At 66.7% G+C, this 19,907-nt stretch carries 13 protein-coding genes and 1 pseudogene; 5 read left to right on the top strand and 9 right to left on the bottom strand.

What is annotated here, in order from left to right:
- The coding region (locus tag EET13_RS20435) for a PE family protein (RefSeq protein ID WP_136623207.1) at positions 1–643 on the bottom strand (643 nt) is incomplete at its 3' end.
- 174 nt (positions 644–817) lie between these two features.
- Between EET13_RS20435 and EET13_RS20440 the strand changes: the two genes are divergently transcribed.
- From EET13_RS20440 to EET13_RS20455, 4 genes are read left to right on the top strand one after another with little or no spacing between them, the layout of a single operon-like run.
- Positions 818–1,795 (top strand): ABC transporter permease, encoded by a 978-nt coding sequence (locus EET13_RS20440; RefSeq protein WP_122443986.1) that lies wholly within the window; start codon positions 818–820, stop codon positions 1,793–1,795.
- Entirely contained in the window at positions 1,792–2,691 is a 900-nt protein-coding gene (locus EET13_RS20445; RefSeq protein WP_122443987.1) for an ABC transporter permease, read from the top strand. The genes EET13_RS20440 and EET13_RS20445 overlap by 4 nt, the downstream gene beginning before the upstream one ends.
- Positions 2,688–4,523: a dipeptide ABC transporter ATP-binding protein gene (locus EET13_RS20450; RefSeq protein WP_122443988.1), complete on the top strand. Its 1,836-nt coding sequence runs from the start codon at positions 2,688–2,690 to the stop codon at positions 4,521–4,523. Before EET13_RS20445 ends, EET13_RS20450 begins: the two co-directional genes overlap by 4 nt.
- Entirely contained in the window at positions 4,520–6,184 is a 1,665-nt protein-coding gene (locus EET13_RS20455) for an ABC transporter family substrate-binding protein (RefSeq protein ID WP_122443989.1), read from the top strand. Before EET13_RS20450 ends, EET13_RS20455 begins: the two co-directional genes overlap by 4 nt.
- Here EET13_RS20455 and EET13_RS20460 read toward each other — a convergent pair.
- The 8 genes and pseudogenes from EET13_RS20460 to EET13_RS20495 form a co-directional block, all read right to left on the bottom strand.
- Positions 6,171–7,421: an alpha/beta hydrolase gene (locus EET13_RS20460; protein ID WP_122443990.1), complete on the bottom strand. Its 1,251-nt coding sequence runs from the start codon at positions 7,419–7,421 to the stop codon at positions 6,171–6,173. The genes EET13_RS20455 and EET13_RS20460 overlap by 14 nt on opposite strands.
- Before the next feature lie 68 nt (positions 7,422–7,489).
- Positions 7,490–9,118: a GMC family oxidoreductase gene (locus EET13_RS20465; protein ID WP_122443991.1), complete on the bottom strand. Its 1,629-nt coding sequence runs from the start codon at positions 9,116–9,118 to the stop codon at positions 7,490–7,492.
- The gene (locus EET13_RS20470) at positions 9,111–11,732 is read right to left on the bottom strand and encodes an AAA family ATPase (RefSeq protein ID WP_122443992.1); all 2,622 of its coding nucleotides are present in this window, start codon (positions 11,730–11,732) and stop codon (positions 9,111–9,113) included. The genes EET13_RS20465 and EET13_RS20470 overlap by 8 nt, the downstream gene beginning before the upstream one ends.
- Complete coding sequence (locus tag EET13_RS20475; protein WP_122443993.1) at positions 11,729–12,880, bottom strand: metallophosphoesterase family protein; 1,152 nt, start codon at positions 12,878–12,880, stop codon at positions 11,729–11,731. The genes EET13_RS20470 and EET13_RS20475 overlap by 4 nt, the downstream gene beginning before the upstream one ends.
- A 196-nt stretch (positions 12,881–13,076) precedes the next feature.
- Positions 13,077–13,825, bottom strand: a pseudogene (locus EET13_RS31730) (cupin domain-containing protein); the annotation flags it as partial.
- 111 nt (positions 13,826–13,936) lie between these two features.
- Positions 13,937–14,821, bottom strand: coding sequence for a hypothetical protein (locus EET13_RS20485; RefSeq protein WP_122443994.1), 885 nt, complete (start codon positions 14,819–14,821; stop codon positions 13,937–13,939).
- Positions 14,818–15,219 carry a hypothetical protein gene (locus EET13_RS31735; protein WP_244604019.1) on the bottom strand — a complete coding sequence of 134 codons (402 nt, stop codon included), beginning with the start codon at positions 15,217–15,219 and terminating at the stop codon, positions 14,818–14,820. The genes EET13_RS20485 and EET13_RS31735 overlap by 4 nt, the downstream gene beginning before the upstream one ends.
- A gap of 558 nt (positions 15,220–15,777) precedes the next feature.
- A complete protein-coding gene (locus EET13_RS20495) occupies positions 15,778–19,074 on the bottom strand; it encodes a LuxR C-terminal-related transcriptional regulator (protein WP_425294259.1) in 3,297 nt (1,098 codons plus the stop codon).
- A gap of 233 nt (positions 19,075–19,307) precedes the next feature.
- On the opposite strand from EET13_RS20495, the gene EET13_RS20500 reads away from it, so the two are divergent.
- Positions 19,308–19,907 (top strand): DUF222 domain-containing protein (locus EET13_RS20500; protein WP_122443995.1); only part of this gene is annotated, 600 nt, incomplete at its 3' end.

Below are 19,907 nucleotides of genomic sequence, written 5' to 3' on the forward strand. Positions count from 1 at the left end.
CCCGACCGCCATCGGCCAGCATCCCGCCCGCCCCGCCGGCGCCGCCGTTACCGAATCCCCAGGCGTTGCCTCCCCGGCCACCGAACCCGCCCTGCAATCCGTCGATCACGCGGAAATCGACGCCCCTGCCGCCCTTCCCGCCGTTGCCGATGAAACCGGCGTCGCCGCCTCGACCACCGGCCTGACCCGGTGCCGCGCCGTCGGCGCCGTCGCCGCCGTTGCCGATCAACCATCCGCCGTCGCCACCGTCTTGGCCGGGGGCTATTCCGTCGGCGCCGTCGCCGATCAACGGGCGCCCGGTCAGCAGCTTGGCGGGACCGTTGACCACGTCGAGGACTTGTTGTTCTGCTGCGGCAAGGGCACTGGCCGCATCGGTGCTCGCATACGCGGTCACACTGGCTTGCAGATTGCGCACGAATTGGTCGTGAAACACTGCCACTTGGGCGCTGATCGCCTGATATTGCAGGGCGTGCGCCCCGAACAACGCCGCGATGGCAGCCGAGACCTCATCGCCCCCTGCGGCGGGGATGGCCGTCGTCGGCAGGGCGGCCAGCGCATTGGCATAGCTGATCGTCGAACCGATATTGGCTAGCTCGGTTGCTGCGGCGCCGACGAAGTCGGGTACTGCGGTCACGAACGACATCTGCGTCCTCCATGCGTCGTCAAACGGGCCAAGGCCAGCCCGAGTCCGCGGAAAGCCTGTCCGAGCGCCGTTCGGTAAATGTTCAGAAGTCATGAAATGTGCAGGTGATCCAAGAGGTGCACCATCTGTGACCGAGGCTCGCTACCCTGTCCCAATGCGGCACGGTGGCGGGGCATGACACGCTTTCTGGCGCGCCGGTTGCTCAATTACCTCGTGCTGCTGGCGCTGGCATCCTTCTTGACGTACTGCCTGACCTCACTTGCGTTCTCGCCGCTGGAGAGCCTGATGCAGCGCAGTCCCCGGCCGCCGCAGGCGGTGATCGACGCCAAAGCCGCCCAGCTGGGATTGAACCGGCCCATTCCGGTCCGCTACGCCAACTGGGTTTCCCATGCCGTTCGCGGCGACTTCGGGGTCACCATCACCGGCCAACCCGTCGGCGCCGAGCTGGGGCGGCGCATCGGAACCAGCCTGCGGCTACTGATCATCGGGTCTGTGGTCGGCACGATAGTCGGGGTGACGATCGGGGCCTGGGGCGCCATCCGCCAATACCGGCTCAGTGACCGCGTCATCACCATGCTGGCGTTGCTCTTGCTGAGCACGCCGACCTTCGTCGTGGCCAACCTGCTGATCCTGGGCGCCCTGCGGGTCAACTGGGCGCTGGGTCTGCAACTGTTCGACTACACCGGCGAGACCGCACCCGGCGTGGCGGCCGGGACGTGGGAAGCCTTCGCTGACCGGCTGAAGCATCTGGTCCTGCCTTCACTCACGCTGGCGCTCGGAGCTGCCGCCGGCTACAGCCGCTATCAACGCAACGCGATGCTCGACGTCCTGGGCCAGGATTTCATTCGCACCGCCCGCGCCAAGGGGCTGACGCGGCGGCGCGCGCTGATCAAACACGGTCTGCGGACCGCCCTGATACCAATGGCCACCCTGTTCGCCTACGGCGTGGCCGGACTGGTCACCGGAGCGGTTTTCGTCGAGAAGATCTTCGGCTGGCACGGCATGGGCGAATGGATGGTCCGCGGCATTTCCACCCAGGACACCAACATCGTCGCAGCGATCACTGTGTTCTCCGGCGCCGTGGTCCTGCTGGCCGGCCTGCTCTCCGACGTCATTTATGCGGCCCTGGATCCGAGAGTGCGAGTGGCATGACCGCCTTAGCCGAGCCCGAGGTCGCCGACTTCACGTCGCGGCGCGCCCTGGTGCTGCGCCGCTTCCTGCGCAACCGGTCCGCGGTGGTCTCCCTCGCCGTGCTGGTGCTGCTGTTCGTCGGTTGCTACACGCTGCCCTCGCTGCTCCCCTATTCCTATGAAGACCTTGACTTCGACGCCTTGCTGCAACCGCCCAACACGCGGCACTGGCTCGGCACCAACGCGCTGGGCCAAGATCTGCTCGCGCAGATATTGCGAGGCATGCAGAAGTCCATGCTGATCGGTGTCTGCGTAGCCGTCATCTCCACCGGCATCGCGGCTACCGTCGGGGCGATCTCGGGGTATTTCGGCGGCTGGCGAGACCGGGCACTCATGTGGGTGGTCGACCTGCTGCTGGTGGTGCCCAGCTTCATCCTGATCGCCATCGTCACTCCGCGAACCAGGAATTCGGCCAACATCATGTTCCTGGTGTTGCTGCTGGCCGGCTTCGGCTGGATGGTCAGCTCCCGCATGGTGCGAGGCATGACGATGAGCTTGCGAGAGCGCGAATTCATCCGTGCGGCAAGGTTTATGGGGGTTTCCAGCCGCAGGATCATCACCGGTCACGTGATTCCGAATGTGGCGTCGATCCTGATCATCGACGCGGCCCTGAACGTGGCGTCCGCGATCTTGGCCGAAACCGGTTTGAGCTTCCTCGGTTTCGGCATCCAGCCGCCCGATGTGTCACTGGGGACGCTGATCGCCGACGGCACCCAATCCGCGACGACGTACCCGTGGGTGTTTCTGTTTCCGGCCGGGGTACTGGTGCTGATTCTGGTGTGCGCCAACCTGACCGGCGACGGCCTGCGCGACGCCCTCGACCCGGGCAGCAGAACACTGCGCCGCGGTGAGCGATGACCGCGCTGCTCGAGGTGACCGATCTGGCCGTCGCCTTCCCCACCGACGGTGATCCGGTGACCGCGGTGCGCGGCATCAGCTACCACGTCGATCCGGGCGAGGTGGTGGCGATGGTGGGCGAGTCCGGATCGGGCAAATCGGCGGCCGCCATGGCGGTCGTGGGCCTGCTGCCCGAGTACGCCGAGGTACGTGGCTCGGTGCGGCTGCAGGGAACCGAACTGCTGGGCCTTGGCGACGACGGGATGTCGCGGTTCCGCGGCAAGGTGATCGGCACGGTATTTCAGGATCCGATGTCTGCCCTGACCCCCGTCTACACCGTCGGAGACCAGATTGCCGAAGCAATCCGGGTGCACCAACCCCGCGTCGGCAGGCGGCAAGCCCAGCGGCGCGCGGTGGAACTGCTTGAGCTGGTAGGCATTTCGCAAGCCGAGCGGCGGGCCCGCGCCTTCCCACACGAGCTTTCCGGCGGCGAACGGCAACGGGTGGTGATCGCCATCGCGATAGCCAACGACCCGGATCTGTTGATCTGCGACGAGCCGACCACCGCACTCGACGTCACCGTGCAGGCGCAGATCCTCGAGGTGCTCAAGACCGCCCGCGACGTCACCGGCGCCGGGGTGCTGATCATCACCCATGACCTCGGGGTGGTCGCCGAGTTCGCCGACCGGGCGCTGGTGATGTACGCCGGCCGGGTCGTCGAGTCCGCTACAGTCAACGATCTTTATCGCGATCGCCAAATGCCTTACAGCATTGGGTTATTGGGGTCGGTGCCCAGACTGGATGCCGAACAGGGTACCCGGCTGGTGCCCATTCCCGGTACGCCCCCATCACTGGCCGGTCTGGAGCCCGGTTGTCCGTTCGCGCCGCGCTGCCCGCTGGTGATCGACGAATGCCGCAGCGCCGAGCCCGAATTGATCGAGGTCGGCGCGGATCACCGGGCAGCCTGCATCCGCACCGACCAGGTCGACGGCCGCAGCGCCGCCGACATCTACGGCGTGAACACCGAGCGCATCGCACCGGATATCGGTGACACACCGGTCGTCGTCCGGGTGAGCGGACTGGTCAAGACCTACCGGCTGACCAAAGGCCTGCTGTTGCGCCGCTCGATCGGTGAAGTTCGCGCCGTGGACGGTGTCAGTTTCGAGCTGCAGCAGGGCCGCACGCTGGGCATCGTCGGCGAGTCAGGCTCGGGCAAGTCGACCACATTGCATCAGATCCTGGAATTAGTTGTGCCGCAATCGGGATCGATCGAAGTGCTGGGCGCCGATGTCGCTACCCTGACGCCGTCGACCCGGCGCGAGCTGCGCCGTAACATCCAGGTCGTGTTCCAAGACCCGGTGGCCTCGCTGGACCCGCGGCTTCCCGTCTCCGATCTGCTGGCCGAGCCGTTGCAGGCCAACGGCTTCAGTAAAACCGACACCCACGCGCGGGTGGCCGAACTGCTCGACATCGTCGGGCTGCGCCGCTCTGATGCCAGCCGCTATCCGGCGGAGTTCTCCGGCGGGCAGAAGCAGCGCATCGGTATCGCACGGGCGCTGGCCTTGCAGCCCAAGATCCTGGCGCTCGACGAGCCGGTGTCCGCGCTCGACGTGTCGATCCAGGCCGGGATCATCAACCTGCTCCTGGACCTGCAAGAGCAATTGCGGCTCTCCTACCTTTTTGTCTCCCATGATCTTTCGGTGGTCAGGCATCTCGCCCACGATGTCGTCGTCATGTACGCCGGCGCCATCGTCGAGCAGGGTGCCAGCCGGGAGGTTTTCGCCAATCCGCAACACGAGTACACGCGGCGGCTGCTTGGAGCGGTGCCGCAACCAAATCCCAGGCAATCATGACCAACCGGACCCGCGTCATCCTTGCGCTGCTGATCGCCGCCCTGATAGTCGCCGGCTGCTCGGCCGCGCCCGTGACACCGTCGGGCGCACCCAATGGCGCCGTCGGCACGACCAGCGATATCAACCCGCAGAATCCGGCCACGCTGCGCGACGGCGGCAACCTGCGCTTGGCGCTCAGCGACTTCCCGCCCAACTTCAACACCTTGCACATCGACGGTAATTCGGCCGAGGTCTCGGCGATGCTGAAGGCCACCTTGCCGCGCGCGTTCGTCATCGGGCCCGACGGCTCGACCACAGTCGACACCAACTACTTCACCAGCGTCGAACTCACCCAGACCGACCCGCAGGTCATCACCTACACCATCAATCCCAAGGCATTCTGGTCCGACGGCACGCCGATCACCTGGCGCGACATCGCCAGCCAAATCCACGCGACCAGCGGCGCCGACAAGAACTTCGCGATCGCGTCGCTCAACGGCTCCGACCGCGTGGCCTCGGTGACCCGGGGCGCCGACGACCGCCAAGCCGTGGTGACCTTCGCCAAACACTACGCGGAGTGGCGCGGAATGTTCGCCGGCAACGGGATGCTGCTGCCGGCCAGCATGACCGCCACGCCCGAGGCATTCAACACGGGCCAGCTGAACGCGCCGGGCCCGTCGGCCGGCCCGTTCATCGTGAGCTCGCTGGACCGCAGCACGCAGCGAATCGTCTTGACCCGCAACCCCAAATGGTGGGGCCAGCGGCCGCGGCTGGACAGCATCACCTACCTGGTGCTGGATGACGCGGCACGGCTGCCGGCGCTGCAGAACGCGACGATCGACGCGACCGGAATCGGCTCGCTTGATCAGCTCACCATCGCCGAGCGCACCAAGGGCATCTCCATCCGGCGGGCTCCCGCTCCGAGCTGGAGTCACTTCACCATCAACGGCGCGCCCGGGGCGATTCTCGCCGATCCGGCGCTGCGGCTGGCGATCTGCAAGGGGATCGACCGCCGGACCATCGCCAAGGTGGCCCTCTACGGCCTCACCAGCGATCCGAGCCCGCTGAACAATCACATCTTTGTCGCCGGGCAGGAGGGCTATCAAGACAACAGCACCCCCTATGACCCGGAGCAGGCCAAGCGGGACCTCGACGCCCTGGGCTGGAAGCTCAACGGCAAGTTCCGGCAGAAGAACGGCCACCAACTCGTGGTACGCCTGCTGTTCTACGACGCCCAGAGCACTCGGCAGTTCGGGCAGGTCGCTCAGCACAGCCTGGCTGCGATCGGCGTTCGCCTTGAGCTGCAATCCCGTTCCGGCAGCGGCTTTTTCAGTAACTACATCAACGTAGGAGCTTTCGATATCGCCTTGTTCGGGTGGGTCGGCGACGCGTTTCCGCTGTCGTCGCTCACCCAGATCTACACCTCCGACGGGGAAAGCAACTTCGGCAAAATCGGCAGCCCCGAGATCGACGCCGCTATCGAGCGGACGCTGCAGGAACTCGACCCGGCCAAGGCGCGCGAGCTGGCCAACGAGGTCGACAAACTGGTGTGGGCGGAAGGATTCAGCCTGCCGCTGACCCAATCGCCCGGAACCATTGCGGTGCGCAGCACGCTGGCCAACTTCGGCGCCACAGGCTTGGCCGACCTGGATTACACCGCGATCGGATTCATGCGGGACTGACCTGGCCGACCTGGCGCCGCGCCGGTAGGACGGCCGCCTCCGCCGCGGCAGCCATGTCGATGGCCTTCCACAGCAGCCGCACCGGGGCGCGTGGCGGCATCGCGTCGAGCATGGGCGCCTGGTCGGCGAGCCGGTTGTGTTCGCCGAGGCATACCGCTTCCGCGATGACCAGGGCGGCGGGCTCGCGGAAATCCAGGGCGCTGTGCGCCATGGTCGGCAGCTCCAAGAGCACCGCGCCGGGCACCAGCGACGCCACACGTTCCGCCACCGCGGGCGGGGTGATGAGGTCGCGGCCACCGGAAACCAGCACCGTGGGCCAGCCAAATTTCGGCATCTCGGCCACCAGGTCATATGGTTCTGCTTCGAAAACAGCTGTGGCGGTCAGGGTTTCCCGCATCGCCACCGCGGGGTCGAGGGGCAGGCCGTCCGGTTCGGCGGCGTAGTCCAGTTCGCGGAATGCGATACGGCTGACCAGATCGTTCTCGTAGCGGTATGGCACCTTGCGGTCGACCACGGTGGTGACCCGGCACAGCGCACGCCACAACATGGTTCGGCCGTCGAGCAACAAGTCCAGCTGCCGGCCGAGGAGCTTGGCCCCGCCGTAGCCGTAAATCGCCGCCGCGACCTGGGCCGCCGACGCGCTCATCACCCCGGAGTCGATTAACCGACGAACCTTGGGCGCCAGCGCGGCCGTCTCCGGACCATCGCCCTTCAGCAGCAGCCTGCGGAGAGCGTCGCGCGCCAGCGCGATATCGTGGCGCGACAGCACCGGAGAATCGAGGATCATCGCCTTCACGCGGCGGGGATGACGCACCCCCAGGCCCGCCGCGATATAGGTGCCGTACGACGTGCCATAGACGACGGCCGAGTCCACGTGCGCGTCGTCGAGGACCGCCGCCACGTCGTCGACGACCTGGTCGATGGTCAGCGCCTGCGGCGGTAGATCGGCACCGGAGTCGTCGTGGCGCGACATGCCGACGCCACGGTGCTCGATCATGATCACGTCCAGACCGGCCGCGGCGGCGCGCCGGCGCAGTCCCTGATAGAGCCGCATCGACGCCACTCCCGGCCCGCCCGGGATGATGACCAGCGGATGCGCAGATTTGCGACCGGTGCGCACGTAGTACAGATCGAACTCGTCGTCACTGCCGGGTGATACCGGCCGGCGCACCGGCCGTACCCCCGGCAGTTTCGCCAACTTGTCGTGCACCCGGCGCCGTTTGGCATTCATCGTCATCGGTGTTGCCCCGCCATGGGTACCATTCTGCCGAGAACCGCCGAGGCCGGCAGTTCAGCGGTGGTGCCTCAGCCGCGTAGGAGGTCGGCGGCCTTCTCTCCGATCAGCACCGATGGCGCATGAGTGTGTCCCCTGACGGTGCTCGGCATCACCGATGCGTCAGCGACCCGCAGCCGCTCGACCCCGCGGACCCGCAACTGCGGATCGACCACGCTGTTGTCGTCAGTGCCCATCCGGCAGGTGCCCAGCGGGTGGTACAGGGTGTGCGAGCACGTTTCCAGCGCCAACTCGAGCGTTGCCTCGTTCAGCCCGGTGCAATTGCGCGGCCGGGCGATGTGCCCGAGCAGACGTTTGAGTGCCGGCGCCTCGGCAATGCGGGCGCACATCCGCAAGCCGGCCATCATCGCGGCCCGGTCGGCTCCGTGGCGATCCGAGAGGTAGCGCGGGTCGATAACCGGTTTGGCATGCGGGTCTGCCGAGCGCAGCGTCACCTGGCCGCGGCTTTCCGGGGCGACCAGGATCGGCCCGAGCACCACCCCGTGGCCCGGCGGCTGGACGCGCAGACCCTCGTCGTAAAAGGGTGCCGGGGCAAAGATCAGCTCCAGATCAGGCAGCGCGAGGTCGGGTCTACTGCGGACGAAGCCGTATGCCTCGCCGACGTTGGACGTGAGCATCCCGCGGCGCCGCAGCAGATAGTCAAGCACCTGTCGCGGCTTTTCGGCCGCGGCCAGGCTGTCGCCGGCGACGTCGAACCCCATCGGTGTGACCAGGTGATCCAGCAGGTTCTGCCCTACCTCGGGCGCGTGGTAGACGGTTTCGATGCCGTGCTCGGCGAGGTGATCGCGGTCCCCGATGCCGGAAAGCATCAACAGTTGCGGACTGTTGACGGCGCCGCCGCAGAGCACCACCTCACGACGAGCCTGAACCACACCGGCTTGGCCGTCGCGCTGGTATTGCACGCCGACCGCGCGGTTTCCGTCGAAGACGATTCGCGTCGCGGTGGCCTCGGTGAGCACACGCAGGTTCTTGCGGCGCATCGCGGGCTTGAGGTAGGCGTCGGCGGTGCTATATCGCGCACCGCGGCGCTGCGTGACAATGGTCTCGCAAAAGCCTTCCGGCTCTGCCGAATTGGGCTGCGCACCGGCAAAGCCGCACTCACGTGCCGCGGCCAGGAAGGCCGCGGTCGACGGCCGCGGACTGCGCTGACGGGAGATGTGCAGGGGACCGGTCACCCCGCTGTCGTCGCCGCTGACGAAATGCCAGGCGGCGGTGACGTTTTCGATTCGACGAAAGTATCCGAGCACCTCGGTGTACGACCATTGCGGGCCGGCCCGCCAGGCCCACTCGTCGTAGTCGGCTTTGAACCCGCGCACCCACATCATGGCGTTCATCGACGACGAACCGCCGAGCACTTTGCCCCGGGGCCAATAGATTTCACGACCGGCAAGCTCCGGCTGCGGCTCGGTCAGGTAGTCCCAGTCGACCTCGCTGCGGAACAGCTTGGAAAACGCCGCCGGGATGCCGATGTAGCGGTTCTTGTCGCGGGGGCCGGCTTCCAGCGCCACTACCGACGTGGTCGGATCTTCGCTGAGCCGATTGGCCACGACCGCCCCGGCCGAGCCGGTGCCCACCACCACGTAGTCGCACTGGATGTCTGTTGCCGGTGAACCGCGGGACAGCCGCGGATCGCTAGGCATGGAGATCGATGCGGTGCGCGTTGGCGACACCGTCGTAGCGGTCGGGACTGCACGTCAACACGATCACCTGTCCATGGGTGCCCACAGTGTCGAATACCTCCCCCATCCTGGCCAACCGGTCTGGATCGGTGAACCCTAACGCGTCGTCGACCACCACCGGTACGGTGTCCTGCTTGGCAACCAGGGCAGCCCCGGCAAATCTGGCCAGGATGCCGAGCTGCTCTTTGGCACCCCCGGACAACGACTCGTAGGGCACGGTGGTGCCGTCCAGGGTGCGGCTGCAGATCTTCAGGTCGCTGTCGACCTCAACCTCGAAGGTGTGCCCGAACACCGGCCGGCCGAGCCGATGCAACTCGGCGCGATACGGCTCGACGTAACGCAGGCGGGCGCTGTCGCGGTGGCGCGCCATCACCGAGCGCAGCAAGCGCGCGGCCCTGGCCCGCTGGCCGACGCGGGCATGTCGGCCAGCGGCGTGCTCACGCTGCGTCTCGGCGGCGTCGAGCTTGCCTTGCCGGCCCTCGCTGCCGAAAACCGAGAGTTCAATGCTGATCTCTCGCAACGTGTTCAGGGCATCGTCATGGCGCTGGCGCAGCGACTCCGCCATATCGATGGCTTGGGTCAGCTCGGCGGCCACCGCGTCGGGCGCCATGGCGGCAAGCGCTTCGGCCAGCTCGCCCACCCGCCGCTCGGCCGTTTCTCGCGCGCGCAGATCCGCGTCGGCTTTGACCGCAAGGCCTGCATCGCTGACCGAGGACCGTTCCTGCGCCAACCGGGCACGGGCCGAGTCGAGTTCGGCGCGCCGCGTTTTTTCCTGATGCCCAAGCACCGTTGCCTGCGTGGATATCTCGGCCAGCTGGCGAGCAGCGGCTGCGGCAGTCCGGCGCCGGGTTTCGCACTCGGTCTCCGCGGCCATGCGGGCCGCCTCGGCCGCTTGCAGTTCGCCTCGGGCGGCCGCGGCATCCGTCGCGAACAGATCCGGCTCGGCGGGTTGGCTGGCCTGCAATTGCGCCAGTCGGGCTCGGAGTTGATCCTCCTGGTCGTCTCCGCACAGGCCGTCCAGGGTGGCGGTCAGCTGATCGCACGTGCTTTGCAGTTCCCGGCGACGCCGGTCGACAGCGCGCGCATCCGCCACGGCCGCTACTCCACCGGCTGTCAATGCTTGGGCCAGCTCTTGTTGTGCCGCAACGTGTTTAGCCTGCACCTCCTGCGCGGCCAGACCCTGGCTGATCCGCGCCGTGAGGACACCCGGCACCACCACCTCGGCGGGCCCGGCGGCCGTGATCGACCAGCATTGGCCGGCCGGCAACGACACCCGCTGCTCGCCGACGACAAGCTCGATGTCCACAGCGGCGGTGAACTCCACCGCGGCGGAGATCGACGCGAGCTGTCCGTCTGACCGATCCGCAGCCGCAGCCGCCTCGTCGATGCGGCGCATCACCTGTTCGGTAACGGTCACCGCGGCCAGCTCGGCATCGAGGCGATCACGTTCGCGCCGGGTGGTGTCGATCCTGGCCAGCCGAGCCCCTAGCCGGTCAGCCTCCTCGCGATCGACGATTTGGTCGAGCGAGCGCCGCGCGGATTCGGCGCGACGCTGTGCGGCCGACAGCGCGTGCATGGCCTGCTCGACGGCGGCGTCGCAGGCAGCTACCGCCGCGGTTGCCGCCGCCTGCCGCTCGACGGCCTGGTGCGCTTCGGCCTGCAGGGCCGCGACGGCCGCGCCGCCGGCGTCGACGTCGGCGACAAGGCCCAGCCGCTCGGCATGTGCTGTCGTGGATGCGGCACTGGCCGCGGCCGCAGCGGCGGCGATGAGTTGTGCTTCCCGCGCTTGGTTGGTCAGCGCGGCGATCCTGTCCGCCGCGGCCTGCGCCGCGACGAGCCGAGGACCGGCAGCGGCCCGTTGTTCCGCTAATTCGGCCACCCGCCGGGTCAGCTCGGCATGGCGACGAACCCGCTCGTCGACCTCGGCGACGGCAGCGGCGCACTGCACCACCGCGGCGTCGGCCTGGGCGAGTTCGTTGATGGCGGCGGCCCACTCCCCGGTGGGCCGGCCGGTCGCGGTGAAGTAGCGCGCATACTCGGCATCGATCCGTTCGATCAGCAAGGGTTCGGCGCCGGAGGGGGAAGCGTGGGCTCCGGCGGCGACATCGAGCGCGCGCGACAACGCATCGCACCCGGACAGATCCACCGCGGCCGTCGACGCCGCCTGCAGCACTCGCTGGGCATGCCAGAGCTCGGTATCGACCGTCTCGGCCAGCATCGCCCGAACCCGATCGTGCGCTTCGTCGCCGGTCAGCTGCTCGCGGTGCGGCGCCAGCACCGTCAACTCGGTCTCGGGTTTTTTGTGGAATCGTTTACGATATACGAAACAATAAGGACCAGAGCTTATTTCGGCAGTGACTTCCGAGCCGGCGTCAGCGTTGGTGGGTTTGACCTGCTTGACTTCTTTCTTCGTGGAGCGGTCTTTGGATTCCAGCAGGAGGTCCAGCGCCTCGATCATCGACGACTTGCCGCTCTCGTTGGCACCATAGACCACCACTACCCCGTGATCAGGGAAGTCAATCTCCCGGTGGGCGATCCCGCGGTAGTTCGTCACGACGAGCCGGTGCAGCTTCACGCGGCGCTCCGGTCGGTGAGCCGAAGCAACAGCGCCAGAGCCGCCTGAGCATCGCTAGCCGATTCGGTGTCGCCCGCGCGTGCAGTTGCGACCAGCTCATCGACCGCGGTGGCGGCGAACCCGCCGATGCCGAGGTCGGCGAATTCGCCGTCTGCCGGTATTACCGCCAGGTCGGTGTGACGCTCCCACAGACCCAGCCAGGCGAACAGTCGCGCGTATTTGTCCAGACAGGCATCCAAGGTGGCGCGGTCGGTGACCGTCAATGAACCGGTCAGTGCCAGCCGCACTACGGTGCGTTCCTTGTCGGTCATCAGGTCCAGGTTCATGTCCAGATCGGCGATGTCGCGGCTGGTGTCCACCTGGTTGTGCAACGTGACGAAACGCCAGCGGCCGATATGACAGGGCTCGACGGTTACGGGCCTTTCGGGGATGCTTTCGTCGATGTCCACCACCAGGACGTGACCGGGGTCCGCTTCGACATCATCGAAATTGGTCACTTCCGGGGAGCCCGAGTACCACACCCGGCCGCTGGCGCCCACGTTGGTCAGCGAATGTTTATCACCAAGGGCCACATAGTGAATCAGGCCGCCGGCCACTGCCCGATCGAGTTCGGCGAGGCGGATCAGCGAGGGTTTGTCGCGGTCGGGGTCCAAGACGTCCACGCCGCCGTGGGCGACGAGCACCCGGGTGTCATCCGCTGCGGACAGGGTTGCCAGCACCTCGGCGACCAGGTCCGTGGTGGGCGCTTTCGACCGCCATGGTGCAGCGACAATCTGCAGACCCGGCCGCACCTCATGCACGCCGGGCCGGTCGAGCACCACCACATTGTCTGGGCGTTCGGCCTTGAACAGCGCGCTGGTGTAGACCGACGAGGCGTCCAGCGGGTCGTGGTTACCGGGCAGGAGGTACACGGGAATTCCGATGGCGCGCATGGCTTCCAGGGATTGGCCGATCACGTGAGGAGCGAGTTGGTTGTGTTCGAAGACGTCGCCGGCCACCACCACGAATTCGGCGCCGACGTCGGCGGCCAGCCCTTTGAGTCCGGCGACTGCGTCGCGGCGGGCCGCGGAATAGCGTGGCTGGGCATCACCCGCGAGAAAGTGCCGGGTCATGCCCAATTGCCAGTCGGCGGTGTGCAGGAATCGCATCCCGGCACCTCCCTCTGAAGCGCATGTCTATCAAGGCACCGCGAGTGTAGGACTCGGTGCCGACAAGTCGCGGGACCTCGCTCGGCAGGTTCGGCGCGGGGACGCGGCGTCGTTGACAGGACAGTCACTCGCGTCACTCTGGTTTCGCGGCGTGGTCGTTGAGTTCCTCAGCGGGGTTAACTGACGGCGCGTGCCCGGGACTCATCACGGTCATGCGAGCCCCGGTTGACGTAGCCATCTCGGTGGTGATCGGATGCCAGTGCGGCTCGCGCACCCCGTCCTCGCGGATTCGCAGGGAGTACATCGACAAATCTTCGAGCGCCAGCCACTATTGCAGCCGCGCGGTGGCCGAGCCGACCGCCATGCTCACCGGCGGAGTCATCGCATCGACAGAAAACTTGTGTGGGTCATTGAAGTACGCCGTGTCAGGAACATCGGATGCCCCGGCGCGGGCGGCTGGGGCGCGGTTAGTGGTGCTGCGGCGCATCGCCGCGAAATCCGAGGCCGGCAGGTCGTAGGTGTTGTCGAGCACCGCATCGGTCATCGCCCCAAACGCTGCCCCGAGCCCGAAGCCCGTGGGCCGTTCGTTGCGGAACGGGATGATGAATTCGCACACGTCGGCGCCGATGTTTTTCGATGTGGTGCATCGAACCGGAGTCGATGTGGAACATGTCGCCGGCGTGCACCACGACTGAGGCGAACTGGCTACCGGTGTCGAGGACCGAGACCACAGCGGTGCCTGAAACACAGTACGTCAGTTCGTTGGTATTGGCTGCCAGTGCGGCGTCCGCATCGCGCCCGGGTTAACAGCAACCGCTTGATCGACAGCCCCTTGAGGATGGGGAAGGTATCGGCCGTCAGCCGCTGGATGGCACCGAGGTCGGACTCTTCGACGATCTCACCGCCTATCACTGATGTGACGTGGGTGCTTGTCTGCGTTAGTATTTCATTCTCCTCAACTTCTGGATCGAAGATTGCAGTGGATCACTGACCTCAACGATTCCCGCGTGGAGGACTACCCGTTCAAGACCCGGTTTCGATGTGTCGCGCTCGTTATCAAACGCGGCCGCGTTCGGCGCTTGGACCGCTGGTGTCGGCGACGGCCGGAAAGCCGGCTCGGCGCGGACATCGGTTATATGAACGGGTTTTCGGTGCTCGCGCGCGCCCGGTCAGGGGCGCGCTGCGCCGGAGCCGATGCGGCGCAGGGTGCTTTCGAATAGCACGTCGAGGACATGCTGATTTGCTTGTGGTGGCGTCACCGACAAGCACCAGGTTCGACAGCTGTGCGACGGAAAGGTATTGCGTCCTCGCGGCGTTGGTGGAGCCTGCGAAAGCTGTGGTGACCGAGATCCGGAAGAGACGCGGCGCGCGAGCGGAGCGCGAGTCTTCGATCACACGCACCGTGTGGGTTATGGTGTCGGCGAAGGTGAATCGTGAGCACCGGGACACCCGGGCGGTCATCGCGTCAAAGCCGCTTTGGTTGAACTCGCGGCCGATTTGCAAGCGGACGTCAGGATGCTGGCCAACACGTTCGGGCGGATCGGCGGGATTACGGCCCGCGATTTCAGCGCCGCCGGCGGTCCCGGGAGCTAGCTCATTGATGTTGGCGCATTCGGGCAGATGGTAGTCCAGGTTACCGCTATGGAAGGGTTGCGTTCGGAAGTATCCGAACCTGTCGTCGCACTCGGTGCTGGTGTCGACGGTCCACGTTGTCGGGAATTCGGCGGGTTTGGGAAGCAGGTCGGCCAGCTGTTGGTCAGACAGCGCCGCCAGTCCCGGGGCCAGCGGCTGGACGGTTTGTCGCCAATGTCGCAGCGCGACAAGCGCAGTGGCCAGTACCGCAGCGATGGCAACCAAACGCAACAGCGCGGCACCGAAGAGCGGCTCGTGCGAATCCTGTTGAACGACCGCAGATCTGCCGTCATCAAACGTGCCGCTCATAGCGCGCGCAGCCTGCGCAGCGTTTGGGCGGCACGGCGCTGCACCAGCTCGCGAGCCCCGGTGGTTTCCATGTGGGCGGAGCATTCCAGGATGACGCCACGCAACGCGTAGTAGCTGACGAGGTAGGTCGCCGGTGGTTCGTCAGTGTCGGCGGTGACAACTGTCCTGGTGACGACGGCGGCGACAACGGCGTCGTCGGTCCAGTGGTCCTTGCGCACCGTGGTGGCCGAGCGGTGATCTTTGAACCGCCCGTTGAAGTCGTAGTTGGTCACCTGGTAGGACCCGCACCGGCCCAGCCAATCCAGGTACTTGGCGATGCGCTCCGGACCGTCGGGAACCACCGAGATTTCGAAATGCGCATTGGCCCCTGCTCGTCGCTTTCCCCGGTCGCCGGCCAATCCCAGATTCGAGCGTCGCGGGCAATCAGCTGGGTGTAGCGGTCACGTCCAGTACCGCTGCGAGTGCCGCGGCGGAATGGTCAACAGTTGCGGGATTTTTGTGCACTGCGCCGGTTCATACACGGCTCACGGGCCAGGCTGCGGCGCGGTGCTCGAGGCAGTGGTTTCCGGGAGCGACGAGCGGCGCAACGACCCAGACAGGCCATAGCCCCAATCCGCCGGAAAGTCGTCATTCGACGGAAGCGCGCTGGCCAGAACCCAATCCGCGCGCGATGCCAGACTCGTCGACGAGTTTGCGCGGGGGCCAATCACAAGCATCGTCGCCCCACACACGCCGAGCATGGCTAGCGCCGCCCCGGACACCAGGCATGGCCACGACCGGTGCTGCGCGCGCGTCCCTGACCGCCAAACACGCGCCGCGAATCGCCTACTGGACGCCATCGGATCCTCCCGTCTGCGTTATCACGCGGATTGACGAAACATCTCACACCGCAGCGGAGGTCGCACGCCAGTCAGCTGTCCGGATAGATCCCCCAAATGAGCTATGTAATCAACCCATCAGTGAGAACGCCGGGCCGCTTCCTGTGCGAGCTGGACTCGGGAGGTGAGGCCGAGCTTGGTGTAGACGTGCGTCAGGTGCGCCTGCACCGTACGTGGTGACAGGAAGAGCCGTCCGGCGATGTCTTTGTTGCCCAGTCCCTCGGTGACCAGCCGGACCACGTCGAGTTCGGCCGGGGTCAACGACTCCCAGCCGCTGGACCCGCGTTTGCGGTCGCCGCGGCCGCGCTGGGCGTAGCCGATGGCTTCTTCGGCGCTTAGAGTCGTGCCTTCTGCCCATGCGGCATCGAAATCGTTGTTGCCCATCGCGTCTCGCAGGACGGTCACCGAGGCTTCGTAGTCGGCTTGGTGAATCTTGAACAGTACCTGCCCCATCCGCCGGCGACAGGCATCAGCCGCGCCGAAAAGCCTTGCTGCTCTCCAACTGTCCGTTCCTTTACCGAGGTCGGCCAGGCAGTCGAGGGTGTCGGCAAGGTGGAGGTACACACCGCTGTCCGCAGCGCACGCGAGGGCGTCGTGGGCGTCGCGTTCGGACTGGTCTTGCAGGCCCTGAGCCGTCGCCACCCGCGCGCGGGCTAGATACGCCGCCACCCGGTGCCAGCCGGTCGCCACGGCGACGGCGCCGTCGGCCCACAAGCGGGCCGCGGTGAGATCACCCAATACCCGCGCGGCTTCGACGGCGTTGAAGCCGCGCTGCGCCACCGCCATCTTGGGCTGAGCCACGCTCAAGTAGCGCCAGGCCGCCTCGCTCGCGACCTGTGCCGCCGCGACATCGTCGCCGGCCAGCGCCGCTTGCGCTGCGGCCACGTAGCCCAATCCCAAAAAATACTCGCCGAGGTCCGCCACGGCCTCCAGCGCCACTTCCGCGGCCTCTGCTGCCGCTCTCACCTCACCCCGCTGTGCGTGCGCAACACCCAAGCCCATGAGGCCAGACGCCGTGAGAAAGTCATCGTGGGACGCTTGGCAATCGGCCACCACCGCGCTAAATTGTGCTACGGCGTCGACTAGTTCGCCCCGCATCAAGAGTGCCCATCCGAGACTGAGGCGACATAGCCGCGCGCCGAACCGGTCGCCGACGACGTCGGCGAGATCACGCCCCTCTTCGGCAGTGGCTTGGGCTGCGACCGGGTCGCCCTGCATGACAGCCGTATTCGACTGCTGGGCAAGGATCTGGCTCAGCCTCCACCGGTCATCGATTGCGCGGGCCAGGCCGGCCGCCTCGGCGTAGTACACTGCGGCCGCCTCGGCGTCGTAGAGGTAGCCCGCGACGATGCCGCACGCCGTCAAGACCCGCGCCAGCAGAGCCGGTTCGTCGAGCTCACGAGCAATCGTCAAGGCACGCTGCGCTCGAGCCGTACTGTCGCCCCGAAATAGGGTGACAACCGCCATGTCAGCCAACGCCCGAGCGCGCGTGGCGGCCGTGACTTGCTGTTGGCTGGCTTCGTCGATGGGGATCGCGTCGAACCACGCGCACCCTTCCAGGATGCGGCCCCGCGTGTGCCACAGTGGTTGCAGCGCGGACGCGAGGCGCAGCGCCTGTTCCAGGTCGGAGTTTTCCAGGCTCCAGGTGAAAGCGCTTCGCAAATTGTCCATGTCGGTTTCGGCCTGCACGAGCAGCTGCTCGTAGTCGGTGCGTCCCGGCTTGTCCAGCAGCGCAGCGATCGAGGTGTAGTAGTCGCGGTGTCGCGCCCGGATGGCGTCGGCCTCTTCGGATTCGCTCAGTTTCTCCAGTGCGTACTGGCGGACGGTCTCCAGCAGTCGGTATCGCGTTCGGCCACTTGTGTTTTCGGCGAGCACCAGCGACTTGTCCACTAGCAGGGTGAGCTGATCGAGCACTTGGTAACGCTGGATGTCGTCGGCTCCGGCAACCGTTTGCGCGGCGTCCAGGTCGAAGCCACCGAGAAACACCGCCAGCCGGCGAAACAGGCTGCGTTCGGTGTCGGTGAGCAGCGCGTGCGACCACTCCACCGAAGCCCGCAACGTCTGCTGACGGCGCACCGCGGTGCGCGAACCACCGGTCAGCAGGCGGAATCGATCATGCAGGCCGTCGACGATCTCCGTCAGCGACATGGTCCGCACCCGCGCAGCCGCCAGTTCGATCGCCAGTGGCATGCCATCGAGGCGGGCGCAGATTTGTTTCACCGCAACAGCGTTCTCGTCGCTGACGGTGAAACCGGCCCTGGCCAACCGGGCCCGGTCGGCGAACAACTCGACTGCGTCGTCGGCCAGCGACAGCGAGGGCACCTGCCAGGCCGCTTCGCCCGCCACCCCAAGCGGCTCCCGGCTCGTGGCCAGGACTGTCAAACCCGGCGCGGCGACGAGCAACGCAGCCACCAGCTTGGAACTGGCGTCGAGCAGGTGTTCGCAGTTGTCCAGCACGATCAGCAGCTGACGCTCGCGGATATACCGCAACAGCGTGTCCATCGTCGATCGCCCCGGTTGATCCGGCAGAGCGAGCGCTCGGGCCGCCGTGACCGGCACGACGTCGGGATGGGTGATCGGCGCCAAATCCACGTAATACCCGCCGTCGCGAAACTTATCGGCGATCGTCGTTGCGACATGCACCGCCAGCCGCGTCTTGCCCACCCCACCCGCCCCGGTCAGGGTGACCAGCCGGCTGCCCGCCAGCGCTTCGCGCAGGCTCGCGATTTCCTGTTGGCGGCCAACGAAATTCGTTAGTTGCACCGGAATATTACGAGTCGCAACGGTTTCCGGCGTGCGTAGCGGCGGAAAGTCGTTGCGCAGGTCTGGATGGCACAGCTGCACAAACCGCTCGGGCCGAGGCAGATCACGCAACGGGTAACTGCCGAGATCGGCCAACCACGCATCGGTCGGGAGCTGGTCGATGACCAAATCACTGGTGGTGCCCGAAAGTACCGTCTGGCCGCCATGACCCAGGTCGCGCAGCCGTGCGGTGCGATTGATCGCCGGCCCCACGTAATTACCGTCTCCCCCGGTTTGGCTGCGTAGCCGAACTTCACCGGTGTGCACCCCGATACGCAGCCTAATCGGCGCTAGCGGCGCGCGCTGCAACTGCACTGCACAGGCCACCGCGTCGGAGGCGCGCGCAAACGCAACCACGAAGCTGTCGCCCTCGCCCTGCTCGACCGGACGGACACCATCGTGGGCGGCGATCGCCTCGGATACCACCCGATCCAAGCGGGTGATAGCGGCCGACATCTCGTCGGGGTGCGTATCCCACAGCCGTGTGGAGCCCTCAATGTCAGCCAGCAGCAACGTCACTGTTCCGGTTGGCAGCTCGCTCATGCCCACGTCGCTCCAATCGATTTCGCTCATGTTAGCCAGCATGCGGATACGGCGATCGCAAAACATCAGCGAAATGGCCAATACTGCGAGTTGCCGGGTGCGCTCTGTTACGCGACTGCGCGGGTCGCGGGATAGGCATTCCGGCCGATGCCGCTCACTGGCCCCCTGGAAGCCGGCACCGGGATATGCGGACCCGAGGATGCATGGCTCGACGAGCTTTCGTCGCCGACGAGTCTGTCGGTGGGCCGCGATAGCATTCGAACATGCGTTCGGATCGGGAGTCTGTGGTGGCGGTGCTCGACCGTCTCGATGCCGACGTCGACGAGTTGATCGAGATGTCTTTCGACGCTCTCACCACGCCCGAGCGGCTGCGGGTACTGGAGCGTCTGGAGCGGGTGGCACGCCGGCTACCGGTAGCCGAGCATGCATTGATCAACCAGATCGTCGAGCAGGCCAGCGAGGAGGAGTTGGGCAGGCGGCTGCCCGCGGCGTTGGCCACCCGGCTGCGGATCACGCGGGCGGAGGCCAGTCGGCGGGTGGCGGAGGCCGCCGAGCTCGGTGACCGCCGCGCGCTGACCGGCGAGCCGTTGGCGCCGCAGCTCAGCGCCACCGCTGCCGCGCAGCGCGACGGCCATATCGGCGCGGCCCAGGTGCGGGTGATCCGCGACTTCTTTCGTCACCTGCCCGTCGAGGTGGACCTCGAGACGCGCGAGAAAGCCGAGGCCCATCTGGCCCGGCTGGCCACCCAGTACCGGCCCGACCAATTGGCCAAGCTGGCTCAGCGACTCATGGACTGCCTCAATCCCGACGGCACCTTCACCGATGAGGACAGGGCACGGCGACGCGGTCTGACCGTGGGAAAG

Origin of the sequence: Mycobacterium attenuatum, from assembly GCF_900566085.1 — a bacterium.
GTDB lineage: Bacteria > Actinomycetota > Actinomycetes > Mycobacteriales > Mycobacteriaceae > Mycobacterium > Mycobacterium attenuatum.